This window comes from Chitinivorax tropicus, assembly GCF_014202905.1.
GTDB lineage: Bacteria > Pseudomonadota > Gammaproteobacteria > Burkholderiales > SCOH01 > Chitinivorax > Chitinivorax tropicus.
Genome location: NZ_JACHHY010000022.1, coordinates 11,613 through 29,241, shown reverse-complemented (window position 1 = coordinate 29,241; position 17,629 = coordinate 11,613). Strand labels below are relative to the sequence as shown.

The following is a 17,629-nucleotide window of genomic DNA, read 5'->3' as shown; positions in this document are numbered from 1 at the left end:
CGTCTGATTCGCAACGACAGCGTAGAACCTAAAGCAGATCAATGGGTGCAAAAGACCGAGCCAGTAGCACTGGATGTTCAGATCAGGATGACTGCAACAATAGGGAATTGTAGCGGATGCCGCCCAGTCACTCGATACCTTCAACTCAACCCATCCGAACACCGGAGGATGAAGTGGTCGACATGATCACATGGCTGTGTCGGTGTATGGATTGATCATCAACCAGCCCTGAATTCGCGACCTGCAGGCGCCATGGGGATGGTCAGGCAGTGGCGGCCTAGGCTGCAGGGCGTCTTTGACGGCTTGAGAAAACAAGGAAGAACTGGTTGCCCAGGCTTGGTTGATGATTAGATCACGGCCACCAACTCAGGTTTGTTGGTGCTGGTGGCCCAGCGATGTGGTTGAGGTGACCAGTCGGTGTCTTCGTCTTTGGTCATGATCAATGCGACAAACCTGCCTAGGTCGATACCCAGGATATCGGCGGCGGCGATCTGTCCAGCGTTATCTCGGTGGGCGGCGGCGACAAAGCGCCTGAATCCATGCCAATCTCTGGCAAGTTGCTCGACAACCGTTTGAGCCAGGTCATAGGCCAGCAGACTGAGCTCGCTGGCCATGAATGCATCGCCCGACCAGAATTGTTGAATGGTCTGGTCGTTCCAGATCTGTCGGTGCTGTTCCCTAAGATCCGCCTTTGGGGCTGATACCCCGGCAAGCCGTCGTTCGCTGCTGACGGCGATGCCTTCGTTCAGCCAGACGGGTAGTGGTAGGTAAGACAGCACACTATGAGCCATTTCATGCACGATGATCGGTTCGATCATCGCCAGATCGGCTTTGGTGGTCACAAAGTGTCCACAGCCATGATAGATATACATTCCGCTGCTGAGTGCGAACTTGCCTTTGTCCGGGTAGTACTGACAGACGTAACGGTAATACTGGTCAGCGTCATCGAACACGACCATCAATACCTTGCCTGGTGAGTCAGGTCTGGCGATGCTTTCCAGCAGGCCGAACAACCGTCGCCGTGTCTGCTCGATGTAGTCCAGTGTGGCTTTGGCAACATTGGGGGCCAGTGACGAGAGCAGCATGGCTTTGCCGCTTTCCTGCAGGTGAAATTGGGGGCCGAGCGCTTGTTTCAGATGCAGTAACCAACCTTGCTGGCAGGTCATCCAGGTGAGCTCCTGGGCGCGCTCACCTTTGATTGTGCCGAGCCATTTGGTGATGGCCTGCCAATCAGCAAACGGGTAGCCCTGCCGGGTGCTGAGTACCGACGACCATGCCAGGGCAGGTTGATCTACGGATGTGATCTGTTCAGGTGCTGTGCGATTGTCCAGCACGCAGGGTGTCGTGGTTGACTGGGATTGAAAGCGCTGTGCGAGCGATCGGATAAAGCGAATCATGCCATGTTGTCCAACAAAACCAAACACCGGTCAGCTGGCGCTGGTGCGATCAGCTAATTGATGTGGTCTTTCCAGGCGGATTACACACCAGCCTGGTGATTGATCACATTTGGAATACCCATTGGTGCATGTATCTCATGCCATGCAATCAATATGTCACTGAACAATCAGCTTGGCTGCATGACAGAATATCATGAATGATGAATATTTCCGTTTCCCCGGCATGTTGGGTTTGGTGATTAGCCTGATGACTCACACTGTTTTGATGGCGATCCAACATGCATCCATTGGAATAAATGGACGATGTGAGTGTAACACGGCTTGGATCAACAAATGGCATATGAGTTACGTATTTTCGAGTTAATATTGCCATTGTCATTGCTTGGTGAGTGGGGCAGCCCTCCGAGTATTGTGATGAGAGGCTTGTTGGGCTTGAATCCATGACAACATAGCCATGTGGTCAACATGGGCCGCCATCATGGTCGATGCAACAGGACTCAGTCACCTCCACCACCGCCACCATCCCCGTCGCCACCACTGCCATAGTCGCCGTCACCATCGTCTTTATTTTTTAGAATCGGCCACCAGAGCGCCAACAGCCCAGACAGGATGATCATGACCCCTGCAAAGCCACTGCCAAACAAGATCGGGATGTTGAGAATCAGCAGCATCCAGGTGAGCGCCTTGGCTGTACCTTTCAAGGGTGAGACTTCGTCATCGTCGTCGCGGTCAATGGCCTTGCTGGGGATTTGTTTGTGGGGCTTCCCCAACCAGCTTGCGATCTGTTCGGCGCTGACCGATTCGGAACGTGACCAGCTGATCTCGTTGCTGGATCGCTCCTGTGTCAGTTTCTGGCCGTTCTGCCGGTAATCGGTGATCCAGGTTTTGTCGCCAACGGATACCCGCCAGTTGAATGCCCCGGCAGCGTATATCACCTCACTACCGTATTCGACATACTTGATGTAACTGATCTGACCTAGCCGTGCGGCGCTGGCAGAAAATTGGTCTGGCCAAGTGTCCAGCACCTCGACTTTGTCCCAGCCATCATCGGTTTCGACCAGCCACATGAAGCCCTTCAATGGGTGGAAGAACAGGTATTCTGTCCACTCCGTGGGGTCTCGGGTCTCGCGACAGCGCATGAAACCAATGGCGTTCCAGCGAATGCCATCGATCGTTGCGATCGAGCCAAGTGCAATGGAGGGGGTGATTTGCGCCAACTCACTGTGCTTTTGCAGCACAATGGCTTTATCGCCCGTGCAATCGACATCGGCATGGCAGGCTGGGCAGGTGACCTGCATGGCCGCCCCGGCACGGTATTTGAGCGGGCTGCCGCAGCTGGGGCACTCCAGCGTCATCATCTTGCCGCTCAGCTTGCCCGCTCTCTGAGTAATCTGGTCTTCAGTCCGTAATAGTTGGCATTGCAGACTGTCTAATGTGACAACGTTGCCCAGATAAGCGGCGGGGGTGCTGTCATCTGAGAAATCCAGTGTGACAAAACGGTCTTTGGTGCGGAAATCGGCAACACGCGCTTGCCAGCCCTCTCCGACGCGGAAAGGCAGCTCGCCCTGCCCGCCAGTGCATTGTGCGGTACGTACGTCGCAGGCGGTAAAGCTGGCTTTATCGAGCGTGATGGTGTTACCCGGTTTGATCTGGTCAAAGGCGGGCATTTTCGCCGGCGCTGCCAGCGGCAGGGTCATGACATATTTGCCAGAGGCATCTGACAACCAGCCAGGGCTGCCATCATCGAACAATACATACCATTCGTTCCAGAAGCCTGCGTCATACCGCAATTGGATGCGACCCACCACGCCAAATGCCTTGCCCTGGTAAATGCCGGTGGTATTGATCTGGATCGGTGAAAAGTCCTCGATCACCGCTGACATCTTACCCATGTCCTTGACGGATTCCGCGTCGCGCATCAAGGTGGATTGGCAATATTCACATACCGCCATGACAGACATGGCGGAACGGAACTGGACTTCGGCGCCACACGCGGGGCAGGCAACTTTATACATGCGTTTGGGTATTCTGCGGTGTCTTGGACACCCGCTGATCAATCAATGAGGCCGACCAGCCACCGAGCTGGCCGGCAATGCAGGCTGATGCTGTCATTGGACGCGAACGACTTATCCAATCAGTTTCTTGAGGATTTCGGCTTTTGCATTGTCGAAATCTGCCTGTGAGATCAGTCCCTTATCCAGCAATCCTTTCAGCTTTTCCAGCCGTGCTTCAGGGGCATCTTCCGTGGGTGCTGCCGGGGCAACGGCTGCGGACGCCACTGGCGCAACAGGGGCTGCTGGTGCGGCGGTGGCTTGCCCCATAGTCTGCGCCATCACCTGGCCGATCTGTACCCCTGCCCCCAAGCCAGCACCGATACCAGCCAGACCTCCTTCGTTTTGGGCGGCCAGTGGAATGGCATTGGCCGTCTGGTATTGGGTGTAGGTCTGCATATTACCGATCATGCCCATCGAGATGCGGGTGTCGATGGCTTTTTGCAGCTCTTCCGGCAGGGAAATGTTCTCGACCGCAAAGTTATCGAGCGCCAAGCCATATTTGGCAAAGGCGTCGGCCAGAGCCTCTTTCATCTTGTCGGCCATCAACAGCTGGTTGGCCGCCATATCGAGGAATGGTACGCCCCCCCCGCCCAGGGTTGAGGTCATGGTGGCTACGACCAGGTTGCGTAACTGCACTTCGAGATCGTCCCGCGTATAGATTTCACGGGTGCCGCTGACCTCTGTGTAAAAGAGCTTGGGGTCAACCAGCTTGTAGGAATACATGCCGAAAGCACGTAGGCGCACCATGCCGAAATCCTGATCACGGATTGTGATCGGCTGTGGCGTGCCCCATTTGCGACCCAGCTGGATGCGGGTGCTGAAGAAGTACAGGTCGCTCTTGAATGGTGATTCGAACAGCTTGTCCCAGTTTTTCAGGTAGGTGAGTACCGGCAGCGTCTGGGTGGTGAGTTTGTACTGACCGGGGCCGAATACATCCGCGACCTTGCCCTCGTTGACGAACACAGCCATCTGCGAGTCACGTACGGTCAGGCTGGCGCCGTTCTGGATTTCCATATCCTGCATTGGGAAGCGATAGGCCAGGACGCCATCGTCTTCTTCTGTCCAATGCAGGATGTCTATGAACTGTTTCTTGATAAATGAGCCAATACCCATGATTACTCCTTCAAACTAGGCGTACCACAACGAGGGGTGTGGTATCCAATTGGTTGCTTAGCTTTTGTCGATCCATTGGCAAATCAACCCGCCAGCAAAGCAAAAAACGGATTGGCCCTGTAGGGTCGAGTGCTGCTGACGTATCCATAAGATCTCGCCAGTAGAACTTGAGGGCATCGGCTGGTCAATACATCGCCAATACCCGGCAGTACATGATGTCAGCGTACCAGCGCCCGGCCATCAAGCTGCAAATGGCAAGGGGGCTGCCGTTTGCGCAACCAATGGCAAGACCGCTCAACCCATTTCATGAATGAGTCTTTCATCGCTGACGTATTCATTCCAAAAGACAATATTACTGTACAGGTTGATCATTCGATCAAATCGGCCAAAGCAGTTATAGATATTGATATCACAGCTTGCCAATGCAACTTGCGTTGCGCCTTCCTGCTTGGCTCAGGACATGCAGCCGGCGTTGATCAACCCGACAGACAGCGAGATCGAGCCCATCAAGGCACCCATGCCAACATTATCCTGCTGCAGTGATTCATTCATATGCGGCAGCATGCGGCTGGTCAGCACATAGGCAACCAATTGTACGATCATACCTGTTGCCGCCCAGGTCAGAAATGCTAACCAACTGGGGTTGTGCATGATGCTGGAAGCAAGTGTCATGGAAAAACCGACCAGCGCACCGCCAAAGCTCAAGGCTGGTGCCAAGTGACCATCACGGATCAGGGACAGCTCATTGAATGGAGTGAATTTGATGTAAATACCGGCAAACAGAGCCAATAGGGCGAAAGCAGATAGGACATGAATCAAGTAATTGTATGCAAGTTCCATCGTGAGCCTTAGTCAGTATTGGTAACAGCGCAGGTTTAGATTGTATTCTAGAGTGCTTCTTCGTATTCGTGAACGATCACCTGCGTCGCCTTGCCAATTATGCTCAATCGCGTTCTTGTTTTGTCCGTTTTCATCGTCGCATCATGCGGATTGGCCTATGAGTTGATCGCGGCTTCACTCAGTAGCTATCTACTGGGGGATTCCGTACTGCAGTTCTCCTCCATCATCGGATGTTACCTGTTTGCGATGGGTGTCGGGTCACATCTTTCGCAATATGTGAAAGATGAAGACACGCTGGCGCGATTCATCGAGATCGAATTGCTGGTGGGGTTGGTCGGGGGCTTGTCCGCAGCAGTGCTGTTCATGATATTTGCTTGGCTGTCTGCGCCGTTTCGTACCGTGTTGTATGCAATGGTGTTTGTGATCGGCATGTTGGTGGGCATGGAGATCCCGCTGGTCATGCGGGTATTGAATGCACGTCAAGCGGGTTTCAAAGAGCTGGTCAGTCGGGTGCTGACATTTGACTATCTTGGCGCATTGGCCGTATCACTGCTGTTCCCGCTGGTGTTGGCGCCCAAGCTTGGGTTGTCGCGAACCGGCCTTGTATTCGGCATGTTGAATGCTGGTGTGGCGCTTTACACGGCTTATATTTTCCGGAGCGAATTGAAAAGCTTCCACGCACAGACCTTCCGTGCAGGCATGGTGCTCGGCATCTTGATATTGGGTTTTGTTGCATCAGATCAGTTGACCCGGTGGTCGGAGAAGGTCATGTTCGGTGATGAGGTGATCCACGCGGAAACCTCGCCCTATCAGCGATTGGTGGTGACCAAGTGGAAAGACGATTTACGTTTGTATATCAACGGTAATCTGCAATTCTCCTCTCGCGATGAGCACCGCTACCACGAAGCATTGGTTCATCCGGTGCTGGAATCATTGCCCGCTGCCAAGAAGGTACTGATCCTGGGCGGGGGGGATGGGTTGGCAGCAAGAGAGGTACTGCGCTACCCAAACATCGAACACATCACCTTGGTGGATCTCGATCCGGCCATGACCAAGCTATTTGCTCAAGCAGGGCCGTTGGTGGCGTTGAATAGAGGCTCGTTGACCGACAAGCGGTTGGCCGTCATCAATGCAGATGCTGGACAGTGGCTGGAAACCAATACCGACCAGTTTGACGCCATCATTGTGGATTTTCCCGACCCCTCCAACTTTGGCTTGGGTAAGCTCTATTCGGTACCGATCTATCGCTTGATGTCGCGCCACCTGGCTGAGCGGGGCCTGATGGTGATCCAGTCCACCTCGCCTTTCTACGCAGCGCGTTCCTATTGGTGCATTGATGCCACCTTGCGTGAGGCGGGTTTCAAGACCTGGCCCTATCACGCCTATGTACCCAGCTTCGGGGAGTGGGGTTTCATCATTGCCGCCAAACATGAAGGATTTGTGCCACCAAGCCGCTATCGGCTACCGATGCGGTTTCTGGATGGTGACAGCACCAAGCTGATGTTCAGCTTTCCACCTGATATGCAACGTATTGAGGTAGAGCCCAATCGGCTCAACAACCAATCATTGGTGCACTATTTTGAGAAGGATTGGGCGCAAGTGATCCGCTGAGTATCGCGGCTATGTAAAAAACGGCGACTGGATGTCGCCGTTTTTGTTGGTTGGGCTACCCGCGCCGCTCAATCAGGCTTGGCGGGCTCTGCCTGAGCCTTGGCAGCTTTTTCCAGCTCCGCCAGGCGGATTTCAAGCTGAGTCAACTTTTCGCGCGTGCGCTTCAGGACATCCTGCTGGATGTCGAATTCCTCGCGGGTGACCAGATCCAGCTTGGAAAAGGCCGTACCCAGCATGGCCTTCATGTTTTTTTCCATGTCTTTGGCTGGGCTGTTTGCCAGGGTTTCGCCGATCTTGGCGCTGATATCTTCAAAAATTTTCTGACGAAGCATGGTTGGGCTCCGGTTGGTTCGCATTGGTGGCAAGTCTAACAAAAAGTGGCCTCACGCGGGCGGTTGATCATCGCTTGGCTTAGTGCCGCACTAAATTGGTGCATGCGATTTGGCATACGCGCACCTGTGGTGCGAGTTGAAGGCCGGCTGTGATTGCTGGATTAGTTAGTCATTGATTATAAAATACTAAATGTGTTGGCACACTATGTGCTATGAATGCTGTGAGTGGCATCTTGCCACCAGGATATTCATAACCCCCGGGCGGTATCCCTGCCCGATCAGTCTGTTTAGGAGCTGACATGAAACTGGTCACAGCAGTCATCAAGCCATTCAAGCTGGATGAGGTGCGCGAGGCACTCTCCGCGATTGGTGTGCAAGGGATCACCGTTACAGAAGTAAAAGGTTTTGGTCGCCAGAAAGGCCATACCGAGCTATATCGGGGTGCTGAGTATGTCGTGGATTTCCTGCCCAAGGTCAAGATAGAGGCGGCGGTTCGCGATGACATTCTCGATCAGGTGATTGAGGCCATCGAAAAATCAGCCAATACCGGCAAGATCGGTGACGGCAAGATCTTTGTATTCGAGCTGGAGCAGGTCATCCGCATCCGGACGGGTGAAACAGGTGCGGACGCACTGTAATCATTGGAGAACACAATGAAAAAACTGCTTGCGACCTTGGCGCTGCTTGGCACCATGCTGGCCGCCCCAGTTTGGGCAGAAGACGCAAAGTCGGCTGACCCCAGCTCTGCTGTGGTGGTTGCCGATACGGCACCAGTACCTGCACCTGTGGTATTGATGAAGGAAACGAATACGGTAACACCTGCTGCTGTGAGTATCGCTACGCCCGCCCCGGTGCTGGTGCCCAATCGGGGCGACAATGCTTGGATGTTCATGGCCACTGCGCTGGTCATTTTGATGTCCATTCCTGGCTTGGCACTGTTTTATGGTGGTTTGGTGCGTGCCAAGAACATGCTGTCGGTGTTGATGCAAGTTTTCTCGGTCTTTTCGCTGATCTCGCTATTGTGGGTTGTCTATGGCTATAGCGTGGCCTTTACCAAATACAACGCATTTCTGGGTGGGCTGAATAAACTATTCCTCAAAGGCGTGACCCCGGACTCCGTGGCGGCGACCTTTTCGAAAGGGGTGGTTGTCTCAGAGCTGATCTATGTGGTGTTTCAGGGTGCGTTTGCGGCCATCACCTGCGGCCTGATCGTCGGCGCGTTTGCTGAGCGGGTAAAGTTTTCAGCGGTGCTGGCATTTTGCGTGATCTGGTTCACCTTCTCCTATCTGCCGATGGCCCATATGGTGTGGTACTGGTCTGGCCCGGATGCGTATACCTCGCAAGCTGCAGCAGAGGCGGCAACGGCAACGGCTGGTTTCCTGTTTCAAAAGGGCGCACTGGACTTCGCCGGTGGTACCGTTGTGCATATCAATGCCGCTGTGGCGGGTCTGATCGGGGCCTATATGGTAGGTAAGCGGGTAGGTTATGGACGTGAAGCCATGACCCCGCACAGCTTGACCATGACCATGATCGGAGCAAGCCTGCTGTGGTTCGGTTGGTTTGGCTTCAATGCAGGCTCCGCTCTGGAGGCAAATGGCGTGGCGGCCTTGGCCTTCGTCAATACCTGGGCGGCAACTGCCGCCGCCGCTGTGGCTTGGTTGTTAGCGGAGTGGTTGCTGAAAGGCAAGCCTTCCATGCTGGGTGCGGCATCTGGTGCGGTGGCGGGTTTGGTGGCCATCACCCCGGCGTGCGGTTTTGTCGGGGTGGGCGGTGCAATTGTCATGGGCCTGCTGGCAGGGGTGATCTGCCTGTGGGGTGTGCATGGCCTGAAACGCCTGCTGGGCGCGGACGATGCACTGGATGTATTCGGCGTGCATGGTGTCGGGGGGATTCTGGGTGCCCTGCTGACAGGTGTTTTTGCTGATCCGGCATTGGGCGGTGCGGGTGTTTGGGATTATGTTGCCAATAAGGTGGCAGATGGTTATTCCATCGTGACACAAGTGCAGATTCAAGCAATTGGAGTGGGGGCGACGCTGATCTGGTCTACTGTGGTATCTGTCATTGCCTATAAGCTGGTGGATATCCTGATCGGGCTGCGTGTACCGGAAGAAGAAGAGAGAGAAGGGCTGGATGTCACCTCGCACGGCGAGAAGGCCTATAACATATGATCAATCAAGCAATTAAATAAAAACATGCTTGAACTGGGGGCGCGATGAGCGCCCTTTTTTTATGCTGTCTTTTCGCAGATATACAGTGGTTTGATGCTTTTGATCGGCGCGTCAGCGTGCTATGCTGCGCCGCGAAAACATCCTTCCCAGACTATCCGCCATGGCAGTTCAGCAATACGACGAATCCTCTGTCAAAGTACTCAAGGGCCTGGAGCCGGTCAAGCATCGGCCCGGTATGTATACCCGCACGGAAAACCCGCTGCACATCATTCAAGAAGTCATCGACAATGCCGCTGATGAAGCCCTGGCTGGCTTTTGCAAAGCCATTGCCGTGCGTGTGCATAGTGATGGCTCGATCTCGGTGCAGGACGATGGCCGAGGGATTCCAGTCGGCCTGCATCCTGAAATGGGGGTGCCCACGGTCGAGGTGGTGTTCACCCAGCTGCATGCGGGCGGTAAATTCAACAAGAAAGATGGCGGTGCCTACAGCTTCTCGGGCGGTTTACATGGCGTAGGGGTCAGTGTCACCAATGCCTTGTCCACCAAGCTGGAGGTGATTGTCCGACGCGAGGGCGCCGAGCACCGTCTGGTCTTTGGCGACGGCTTTGTCAAAGAGCCCTTGGCGCAGTTGCGCGAGGTTGGCAAGAAGAATACCGGCACGTTTGTCAGGGCGTGGCCAGATGCCAAGTATTTCGACTCCCCCACCATTCCGATGGGTGAGCTGGAACATATTCTGCGCTCCAAGGCGGTGCTGTTGCCGGGTATCACCGTCAGTCTCACCATCGAAAAGCGGGATGGGACGGAAGACGCCAAACAGTGGTGCTATCCGGATGGCTTGGCGGGTTATCTGTCCGAGATGCTGGCTGAGCAGGAGCTGGCCGTGCCCTTGTTCAAGGGTGAGAAATACGTGTCGGAGGAGTCGGAATCGTTCGCACAGGGGGAGGGCGCCGCATGGGTGATCACCTGGACAGAAGAAGGTGGCACGGCACGCGAATCCTATGTCAACTTGATCCCGACCCCGTCAGGCGGTACACATGAAACCGGGCTGCGTGATGGGGTATTCAACGCAATCAAGAATTTCGTCGATATGCACAGCTTACTACCCAAAGGGGTCAAGCTGTTGCCGGAAGACGTATTCGCACGGGCCTCATTTGTGCTGTCAGCCAAAGTGCTCGATCCTCAATTCCAGGGCCAGACCAAAGAGCGCTTGAGCAGTCGCGACGCAGTGCGCCTGGTGTCTGCCATGTTGAAAGACCCGTTCGAGCTTTGGCTGAACGAACATATCGAGTACGGTAAAAAGCTCGCTGAGTTGGCCATCCGGCAGGCACAAAGCCGTATGAAGGCCGCTCAGAAGGTCGTCAAGAAAAAGTCGTCTGGCGTGGCTGTGTTACCGGGCAAGCTGACGGATTGCACTTCTGACGACGCATCGCGCACCGAGCTGTTCCTGGTCGAGGGGGACTCCGCTGGCGGTTCGGCCAAGCAAGGGCGCGATAAGGACTTCCAGGCGATCCTGCCTTTGCGCGGCAAGGTGCTGAATACCTGGGAGGTCGATCGTAATGAGTTGTTCGCCAACAACGAGGTCCATGATATCGCGGTAGCCATTGGCGTCGATCCCCACACGCTGGATGAGCAGGTTGATCTGTCCGGTTTGCGCTATGGCAAGATTCTGATCATGTCGGATGCAGACGTGGACGGCTCGCACATCCAGGTGCTGCTGCTGACCTTGTTCTACCGCCATTTCCCGCAGCTGATCAAACATGGCCATGTATATATTGCCCAGCCGCCGCTGTACCGGATCGACGTGCCAGGCCAAGGCAAGAACAAACCACCGCGCAAGTATTACGCATTGGATGCCGGCGAACAGGAAGTGATTCTCGATAAGCTGCGCCTGGAAAAGGTGCGTGAAGGCAGCTGGCAGATCTCCCGTTTCAAGGGCCTGGGCGAGATGAATGCCGAGCAGCTGTTTGAAACCACCATGAGCCCCGACACCCGTCGTACACTCAAGGTCAGTATTGAAGAAATCGCAGCTGACACTCGCCGCATCATGAACATGCTGATGGGCAAGGGTGAGGCGTCCAGCCGCCGTCAATGGCTCGAAAAGCACGGCAATGCCGCTGAAGGGGATATCTGATCAAGCCCCCGCTGGCAACCAGCTTGCCAAGGTTGCCAGCGCTATCACATGGCGGCATGCTCGCTATTCTGCACATGAGCCGCAGCAGTCTTCAAGCTTTGGGTGGCTTGCGCTTGATATAGAGCTGCTTGGAGACGCGCGCAACCAGATTGCCCTGTTCATCATGAATCAGCACCAGTAATTCGGGCAGATATTTGTCGCCGCTGGCCGTTGCCTGTTGAATCGCCTCGATCACCTCGTCGGTCACCAAAAACAGCGCGGTCACCTTGCCTTTGCCGGGCGAGACAAAGTCGATGTGTGCTGATTTGTCCCACACGTAGTAATCCCGCCCCAGAATCTGCATCAACATCAGCATGTAGAACGGATCGGCCATGGCGAACAGCGAGCCGCCAAAGTGCGTGCCTACATAATTGCGGTTGTACCAACGCATGCGCAGGCTGACCTCAACCCGCCGATAGTCCGGCGCAATATGCTCCACCTTGATACCAGCCCCCAGATAGGGAGGCCACAGGTTGATCAACCATTTCATCTTGCGTGGTGACATGACGGCATCTCAATTCAAACGATCGTTTGCTTGAATGGTTGCGTAAAGCCAAATAGGTGTCAAGCCATGCACTGTGCCGATAGCTGCCCCTACCGCGATATGCTTGTAAGCCGGCATCGGCATGGGTAGTCGGGCATGCTGATGAAGCTTGAATGTATAGTTGATTTTGAATTGATTGAAACGTTACCGATATTTTATCCATTTTTAATTCAGTTTTCGTTCATCTCGCTGGCGTTAATGTGTGAGCCATGCCGGGAGCAAAACAAAACCCGGATGAAACAGTAAATACTGAACCTAAACTGAATGGAGTTTTAAAATGAATAAACTGATCGCTACTCTGATTGCTTCTGCTGTTGCTGCTGTTTCCTTCAGTGCTGTTGCAGCAACCCCTGCCACCGAAACAAAGGCGCCTGAGGCCAAGCCTGCTGTTGAAGCCAAGGCAGACGCCAAGCAAGCTGAAGCCAAGCATGAGGCGAAGCCGGAAGCCAAACCCGCTGTTGAGAAGAAGGCTGAGAAGCATACCGAGAAGCATGCTACCAAGCATGTAAAGAAGGCAGAGAAGAAAGAAGCCACTGAAAAAGTGAATGAAACAAAGCCTGAAGTGAAGAAAGTCGAAGAAAAGAAATCTTAATTCTGGTGAATTGAGATGAATGTTAAAAGGGCAGAATAATCTGCCCTTTTATTTTATTTAAATTGTATAAAAATTAATTCAATAATCAGATTTGAATTGGTGGTTAATTGGCTTCAAATGCGGAATCGCGCCACCAGCGCTTGCAGGCCTTCCGCCAGCTTGGCCTGTTCGTGGCTTGCTGCCGCAGTCTCTACTGCAGCGGTTGAGCTGTCGTGAATGGTGTTTTGCATATTGGTCACCCTGCCCTCCACCTCGTGCACCAATGTCTTCTGCTCGTTGGTCATGGAATAAATCGAATCGTTCACTTCCCTGACCTCTGCAATGGCATCCACGATCGTTTCCATGGCTCCTTCCGCACGCTTGGTCTGTTCCGATCCGGCATCAGCCAATTCACGAGAGCTGCTCATGACCTGGACTGCGTTGCGCGACCCATCCAACAACCGCTTGATGACTTCCTGTATCTCGCCGGTTGATACGGCAGTTCGATTGGCCAGCTTGCGTACCTCATCGGCCACCACTGCAAAACCGCGTCCTTGCTCGCCCGCTCTGGCTGCCTCGATGGCTGCATTGAGCGCCAGCAGGTTGGTCTGGCCTGCTATTTCTTCAATCACCTGCAATACCGTCTTGATACGTTGCGCTTCGGTATCCAATTGCATGATCACGTTGGCTGCGCTGACCACATCCTGCGACAGCTGGTTGATCACGTAACCGGTTTCTCGAATGATGTTCTTGCCTTGTTCAGCTTGGGACACCGTGGAGGTAACCATCTGCTGGGCGGTACCGGTGCTGTCAGCAACCAGCTCAAGCTGATGCAGTACGTTCCGGATATGCTGCAGCATGTTTTCTGCTTCTGACACCTGACGGGACGCATTTGCCGAAGCCTGCTCACTGGTGCGGCTGGTTTGGTCGGCGGCTGCGGCTAGCCGGAGTGCGCTATCCGATACATCATTGACGACCATGCGGATGCGTTCGACAAAGACGTTGAACCAATGCGACAACTCACCAAACTCATCTTTGCGTGATTCATCCAGGCGCCGCGTCAGATCGGCGTCCCCGCTGGCAATGTTCTTCAGTGCATCGCGGGCTTGTTTGAGTGGTCGTAGCACTACCCGATTCACAGCCCAGGACAATGCAACGATCAGTAGCACATCCAGCACGATGATCTGCACGATCGTTGCAATCATGTTTTGCTGAAGAATCGTGTCCATCTCGCTGGTGGAAATCAGCACCTTGACCTTACCGACCTTCTGGTTTTTCCCTTCTTCAGAGAAGGTCAGATCAACCTCGGCTGTCCTGCCTTCGAATTGAGGGGCCGTGGTGGTCTGTTGCACTTTGTCGTCTGCGCCTTTGAACACACCTGCCACGATACCTTGATCAGCCGAGACCAGCAGGCCGACAATGGCTTTGGAATGCATCTCGGCAGCGATGGTCTTCCCGATCTGTGCCTTGTCGAAATTCCACAACATAGAGGGCAGGCTACCCTGCAGGCGCAAGCTGACGCCTGATACCTCAGCTTCCAATCGGCTTTCCAGCTGTGTTTTGGTCTTCCACGAACCATAGATGCCCGAAATGGCGAGCAGGACGGTGGCGACAATGATCAGAACGACCGTCAGACGAGTCCCGACGTTCCAAGACATGCGACTCTCCCCAGAAACGGAATGAACAGGTAAGGCGCAAAAGCAGGTGCCTTTGCGGTTTATTCAGGTTCCAGCTTAGTTGACAGGCGTGAGATTTGCCAGAAACGGAAGGACGGAGAAGCGGTGGGGTGGCCCTGCCTGGCGAGTGGGAGATCACGCCGGACAGGGCTGATTGGATGAAAGAGGATGCGCGTCAGTTCGCCCAGCTGACAATTCCGAAGTAATGCGTCAACAGGATCACTACGCCAAAGGCAATGCGATACCAAGCAAACACCTCGAAGGTATGATTCGAGATGAAACGCAGCAGGGCGCGCACGGCAAAGAATGCCGACAGGAAAGAGGCGACCGATCCGACGACAAAGACGGGCAGGTCTGACAGCGCAAACAGATTCCAGTGTTTGTAGACATCATAGACCGTGGCGGCAAACATCGTTGGAATCGCCAGAAAGAACGAGAACTCCGCTGCTGTGCGGCGTGAGAGACCAAACAACATGCCCCCGATGATGGTGGCCCCTGAACGCGAGGTGCCAGGAATCATGGCGAAGCACTGGGCCACGCCCACCTTGAACGCATCCAAGGCGCTCATGTCATCGATGGATTGCACCCGCGCATGCCTTGGCGCTCGCCGCTCAGCCCACAGGATGATGAATCCGCCGACAATGAAAGCGGTTGCCACGCAGATTGCGTTGAACAGATACATTTTGATGGCTTTGACAAACAGGAAACCCAACACGGCAGCGGGCAGAAAGGCGACCAGCACATTCACCACGAATCGTTGGGATTGTGGGTCGTGAGTCAGCCCTTTGGAGACATTGATCAATTTGACGCGGTATTCCCAACACACAGCCAAGATGGCGGCGAGCTGGATGACGACCTCGAAGACTTTTCCTTTTTCATCGTTGAAGTTCAGTAATGATCCAGCCAAGATCAGGTGGCCAGTGCTGGAGATGGGCAGAAATTCGGTCAAGCCTTCGACCACCCCGAGAATCAGGGCCTTGAGTAGTATGAGAAGATCCATGGGTAATGTTTAGCGCACTAAGAGAAGAAAATCGGGGGGTGAACGGAAGTAGAGCGTCTGACCGCCTTGAGCAGTGTTAATTCCCAACAGCCAGACGGATACCGAAAGCGACAAAAACTGTGCCCACCATCCGATTCAACAGTTTGGTGAATTTGGGCGCAGAAGACAGATGTTGGCCAATTTTGGCAGCACTACAGATCAGAATGGTCTGATAGAGGCAATTCATCGACAAAAATGCACCACCCAGGATCAGGAACGCCATTGCGCCTGCGTCGGCGGTGACAAACTGCGGGAAAAAAGCCATAAAGAAGACGATGGCTTTGGGATTGGATAAAGTGACCATCAGCCCTCGCTTGAATGCGTCGCCATCCGTCGGCGGCAGGGCGATGACTCCACCTTCCCTGGCACGCCATGCTTCGATGCCCAGCCAGACCAGATAGGCACCACCTGCGTATTTCACCACCTGGAACGCCATCGGGTAGTTGTTCAACAGGGCAGATACGCCCAGCGCAGCCAAGGCCATGAGGGTTGCATCACCTGCACTGGTGCCAGCCAGTGCCATGAATCCGCTACGACGGGAGCGGATGGACCAGCCGAGAATGTTCAATGTGCCAGGGCCAGGCGAAATGATCAGCAAAATAGAGGCCACGATAAAGGCCCACATGTCTACGATTCCCATGTTCTCTCCCTGGTAAAACGCCCATTTTAGCCTGATCCATCAGGTGGTCGTCATTATTTGTTTGGCATGACGCCGCTATCGGCTTGACGTCCCGCCAGCGCCCCCATCCAATGTTCGCTAAAAGCGCGCCCGATCGAAATCTGTGGGTTGGATGGATCATACCCCTCTTGTTTTTCACGTTGCAGAATCGCCGCCTGAGCCATTTGAAAGGCGTGTTGCCAGTCATCTGTCTTGCGCAGTGCTTCGTTGAACATGGCCTGCCCAAAATAGGTGAATTGCTCACGGTCTTCACAACCGAATGAGGGATGCTGGGCGTCGGCGGCGGTGACAATCAAGGTGGTGTCATTGGCCAGTGGTGGAATGAAGCCACCTGAATAGCACGCAGACACGGCGATTGCCCGCCAACGGATGCCTGCCCGATCCAATGCCTCTTTCAGCCAGTCGGGCGTGACGGGGGGCAAGTCCAGCGGATCGAAGCTCAACTGAAACTCGTGTTGCTTGCTGCCATGTGATGTCAGGTAGAGAACCAGCATGTCCTCATGTCGATCCATCTGGTGGGCGATATGCTGGATGGCCGTGTCGATACTGGATCGTGTAGCCAATGGCAATGTCCCGGCGGTGTCCTGGCTGTTGACCAGCGTGATTGACCGGCCACGGGTGCCAAACCGGCTATCGAACAACTGTTGGATCGCCTGTACCTCGTGCTTGAACACCCGCTGGGATGCATCGCCCGCCACGGCCAGTAAATAGGTATCGACGACCCCCTCTCGGCTAGGTTCGACCGCTGATAGCTGTGCCGTCAGCCTGGCTTGCTCGTTGTAAAGGAATGATTCATCCAGCAAGCGGGGCGGGGCAGGCTCGGGCCAGCTCTGGGCGCCAGTTTGTGCCTCGGCTGGCGTGGGGAGCCAAAGTGGGTCGTCATAGAATGTGGAGGCGACAAACTGCAGTGGTATCAGCGCCGCGCCAATCAGCAAGGTGCTGCGGAGTGAGATGGCCAGTGTCCGTTTGAGCGCCAGCAGAATCGTCATCAAATACCACAGCATCAGCCCCATCATCACGCCGCTGATGAGGGATGAATTAGCCAGGTCAGGGCTGTGTAACCGCAGCCCAGCCCATTTCACCAATGGCCAGCAGAGCACAGAAAGCCAGATGTCCGCCGATAACACCAGGACAGGCCACCATAGTAATAGCCGACGATTGCGAAAAAACCAGGCCAACACCATGCCCAGCGCCAAGTCCTTCATGGTCAGCGAAAGGAAATTGGGTAAGGTGACCCAATTGATATCACCCTCACCGCCAAATTCGGCTTGGCAGAGCAGGATTTCAAGCACGGCCCCGGTCAGTATCAATAGGGTCAGCTGCTCCGGGCGGCTGCGGAAGTCACGCACGGCCACGGGTTGCAACATCAACAGCCGCAGCCCGGCCCACAGATTACGGGAAAAAGATCGCCACAGGGCTTTCATTACAAATGTGC

The 17,629-nt window shown here is 54.5% G+C and carries 15 protein-coding genes; 5 read left to right on the top strand and 10 right to left on the bottom strand.

Going from position 1 to position 17,629, the window contains the following annotated elements:
• Window positions 1-347: 347 nt before the first annotated feature.
• The 4 genes from HNQ59_RS15805 to HNQ59_RS15790 form a co-directional block, all read right to left on the bottom strand.
• Window positions 348-1,397: a hypothetical protein gene (locus HNQ59_RS15805; protein WP_184041365.1), complete on the bottom strand. Its 1,050-nt coding sequence runs from the start codon at window positions 1,395-1,397 to the stop codon at window positions 348-350.
• A gap of 497 nt (window positions 1,398-1,894) precedes the next feature.
• Complete coding sequence (locus tag HNQ59_RS15800; protein WP_184041364.1) at window positions 1,895-3,412, bottom strand: DUF4178 domain-containing protein; 1,518 nt, start codon at window positions 3,410-3,412, stop codon at window positions 1,895-1,897.
• A gap of 111 nt (window positions 3,413-3,523) precedes the next feature.
• On the bottom strand, window positions 3,524-4,564 hold the full coding sequence (locus HNQ59_RS15795) for an SPFH domain-containing protein (RefSeq protein ID WP_184041363.1): 1,041 nt from the start codon (window positions 4,562-4,564) through the stop codon (window positions 3,524-3,526).
• Window positions 4,565-5,017: 453 nt separating this feature from the next.
• On the bottom strand, window positions 5,018-5,404 hold the full coding sequence (locus HNQ59_RS15790) for a DUF350 domain-containing protein (RefSeq protein WP_184041362.1): 387 nt from the start codon (window positions 5,402-5,404) through the stop codon (window positions 5,018-5,020).
• Between the two features lie 99 nt (window positions 5,405-5,503).
• On the opposite strand from HNQ59_RS15790, the gene HNQ59_RS15785 reads away from it, so the two are divergent.
• Window positions 5,504-7,015 carry a polyamine aminopropyltransferase gene (locus HNQ59_RS15785; RefSeq protein ID WP_184041361.1) on the top strand — a complete coding sequence of 504 codons (1,512 nt, stop codon included), beginning with the start codon at window positions 5,504-5,506 and terminating at the stop codon, window positions 7,013-7,015.
• 68 nt (window positions 7,016-7,083) lie between these two features.
• On the opposite strand, the gene HNQ59_RS15780 is transcribed toward HNQ59_RS15785, so the two are convergent.
• On the bottom strand, window positions 7,084-7,347 hold the full coding sequence (locus HNQ59_RS15780) for an accessory factor UbiK family protein (RefSeq protein WP_184041360.1): 264 nt from the start codon (window positions 7,345-7,347) through the stop codon (window positions 7,084-7,086).
• Window positions 7,348-7,646: 299 nt separating this feature from the next.
• On the opposite strand from HNQ59_RS15780, the gene glnK reads away from it, so the two are divergent.
• The 3 genes from glnK to parE all read left to right on the top strand — a co-directional run bounded on the left by glnK (window position 7,647) and on the right by parE (window position 11,646).
• The gene (gene glnK / locus HNQ59_RS15775; protein WP_184041359.1) at window positions 7,647-7,985 is read left to right on the top strand and encodes a P-II family nitrogen regulator; all 339 of its coding nucleotides are present in this window, start codon (window positions 7,647-7,649) and stop codon (window positions 7,983-7,985) included.
• A 15-nt stretch (window positions 7,986-8,000) separates the two neighbouring features.
• Complete coding sequence (gene amt, locus HNQ59_RS15770) at window positions 8,001-9,515, top strand: ammonium transporter (protein WP_246491037.1); 1,515 nt, start codon at window positions 8,001-8,003, stop codon at window positions 9,513-9,515.
• Between the two features lie 160 nt (window positions 9,516-9,675).
• Window positions 9,676-11,646 (top strand): DNA topoisomerase IV subunit B, encoded by a 1,971-nt coding sequence (gene parE / locus HNQ59_RS15765; protein WP_184041358.1) that lies wholly within the window; start codon window positions 9,676-9,678, stop codon window positions 11,644-11,646.
• Window positions 11,647-11,737: 91 nt separating this feature from the next.
• Here the strand turns inward: parE and HNQ59_RS15760 are convergent, their stop codons facing one another.
• On the bottom strand, window positions 11,738-12,190 hold the full coding sequence (locus tag HNQ59_RS15760; protein WP_184041357.1) for a DUF4442 domain-containing protein: 453 nt from the start codon (window positions 12,188-12,190) through the stop codon (window positions 11,738-11,740).
• 316 nt (window positions 12,191-12,506) lie between these two features.
• Between HNQ59_RS15760 and HNQ59_RS15755 the strand changes: the two genes are divergently transcribed.
• Window positions 12,507-12,821: a hypothetical protein gene (locus HNQ59_RS15755; RefSeq protein WP_184041411.1), complete on the top strand. Its 315-nt coding sequence runs from the start codon at window positions 12,507-12,509 to the stop codon at window positions 12,819-12,821.
• 113 nt (window positions 12,822-12,934) lie between these two features.
• On the opposite strand, the gene HNQ59_RS15750 is transcribed toward HNQ59_RS15755, so the two are convergent.
• The 4 genes from HNQ59_RS15750 to HNQ59_RS15735 all read right to left on the bottom strand — a co-directional run bounded on the left by HNQ59_RS15750 (window position 12,935) and on the right by HNQ59_RS15735 (window position 17,618).
• Window positions 12,935-14,458 (bottom strand): methyl-accepting chemotaxis protein, encoded by a 1,524-nt coding sequence (locus HNQ59_RS15750; protein WP_184041356.1) that lies wholly within the window; start codon window positions 14,456-14,458, stop codon window positions 12,935-12,937.
• A gap of 193 nt (window positions 14,459-14,651) precedes the next feature.
• The gene (locus tag HNQ59_RS15745) at window positions 14,652-15,476 is read right to left on the bottom strand and encodes an undecaprenyl-diphosphate phosphatase (RefSeq protein ID WP_184041355.1); all 825 of its coding nucleotides are present in this window, start codon (window positions 15,474-15,476) and stop codon (window positions 14,652-14,654) included.
• Window positions 15,477-15,552: 76 nt separating this feature from the next.
• Window positions 15,553-16,155, bottom strand: coding sequence for a LysE family transporter (locus HNQ59_RS15740; protein ID WP_184041354.1), 603 nt, complete (start codon window positions 16,153-16,155; stop codon window positions 15,553-15,555).
• 53 nt (window positions 16,156-16,208) lie between these two features.
• Window positions 16,209-17,618 carry a C13 family peptidase gene (locus HNQ59_RS15735; protein WP_184041353.1) on the bottom strand — a complete coding sequence of 470 codons (1,410 nt, stop codon included), beginning with the start codon at window positions 17,616-17,618 and terminating at the stop codon, window positions 16,209-16,211.
• Window positions 17,619-17,629: the final 11 nt, after the last annotated feature.

Coding starts and splice junctions, on each gene's coding strand:
- HNQ59_RS15745 (WP_184041355.1), bottom strand. CDS start 15,476: ATGGATCTTCTCATACTACTCAAGGCCCTGATTCTCGGGGTGGTCGAA.
- HNQ59_RS15785 (WP_184041361.1), top strand. CDS start 5,504: ATGCTCAATCGCGTTCTTGTTTTGTCCGTTTTCATCGTCGCATCATGC.
- HNQ59_RS15755 (WP_184041411.1), top strand. CDS start 12,507: ATGAATAAACTGATCGCTACTCTGATTGCTTCTGCTGTTGCTGCTGTT.
- HNQ59_RS15750 (WP_184041356.1), bottom strand. CDS start 14,458: ATGTCTTGGAACGTCGGGACTCGTCTGACGGTCGTTCTGATCATTGTC.
- HNQ59_RS15735 (WP_184041353.1), bottom strand. CDS start 17,618: ATGAAAGCCCTGTGGCGATCTTTTTCCCGTAATCTGTGGGCCGGGCTG.
- HNQ59_RS15760 (WP_184041357.1), bottom strand. CDS start 12,190: ATGTCACCACGCAAGATGAAATGGTTGATCAACCTGTGGCCTCCCTAT.
- HNQ59_RS15795 (WP_184041363.1), bottom strand. CDS start 4,564: ATGGGTATTGGCTCATTTATCAAGAAACAGTTCATAGACATCCTGCAT.
- amt (WP_246491037.1), top strand. CDS start 8,001: ATGAAAAAACTGCTTGCGACCTTGGCGCTGCTTGGCACCATGCTGGCC.
- HNQ59_RS15790 (WP_184041362.1), bottom strand. CDS start 5,404: ATGGAACTTGCATACAATTACTTGATTCATGTCCTATCTGCTTTCGCC.
- HNQ59_RS15805 (WP_184041365.1), bottom strand. CDS start 1,397: ATGATTCGCTTTATCCGATCGCTCGCACAGCGCTTTCAATCCCAGTCA.
- HNQ59_RS15780 (WP_184041360.1), bottom strand. CDS start 7,347: ATGCTTCGTCAGAAAATTTTTGAAGATATCAGCGCCAAGATCGGCGAA.
- parE (WP_184041358.1), top strand. CDS start 9,676: ATGGCAGTTCAGCAATACGACGAATCCTCTGTCAAAGTACTCAAGGGC.
- HNQ59_RS15800 (WP_184041364.1), bottom strand. CDS start 3,412: ATGTATAAAGTTGCCTGCCCCGCGTGTGGCGCCGAAGTCCAGTTCCGT.
- HNQ59_RS15740 (WP_184041354.1), bottom strand. CDS start 16,155: ATGGGAATCGTAGACATGTGGGCCTTTATCGTGGCCTCTATTTTGCTG.
- glnK (WP_184041359.1), top strand. CDS start 7,647: ATGAAACTGGTCACAGCAGTCATCAAGCCATTCAAGCTGGATGAGGTG.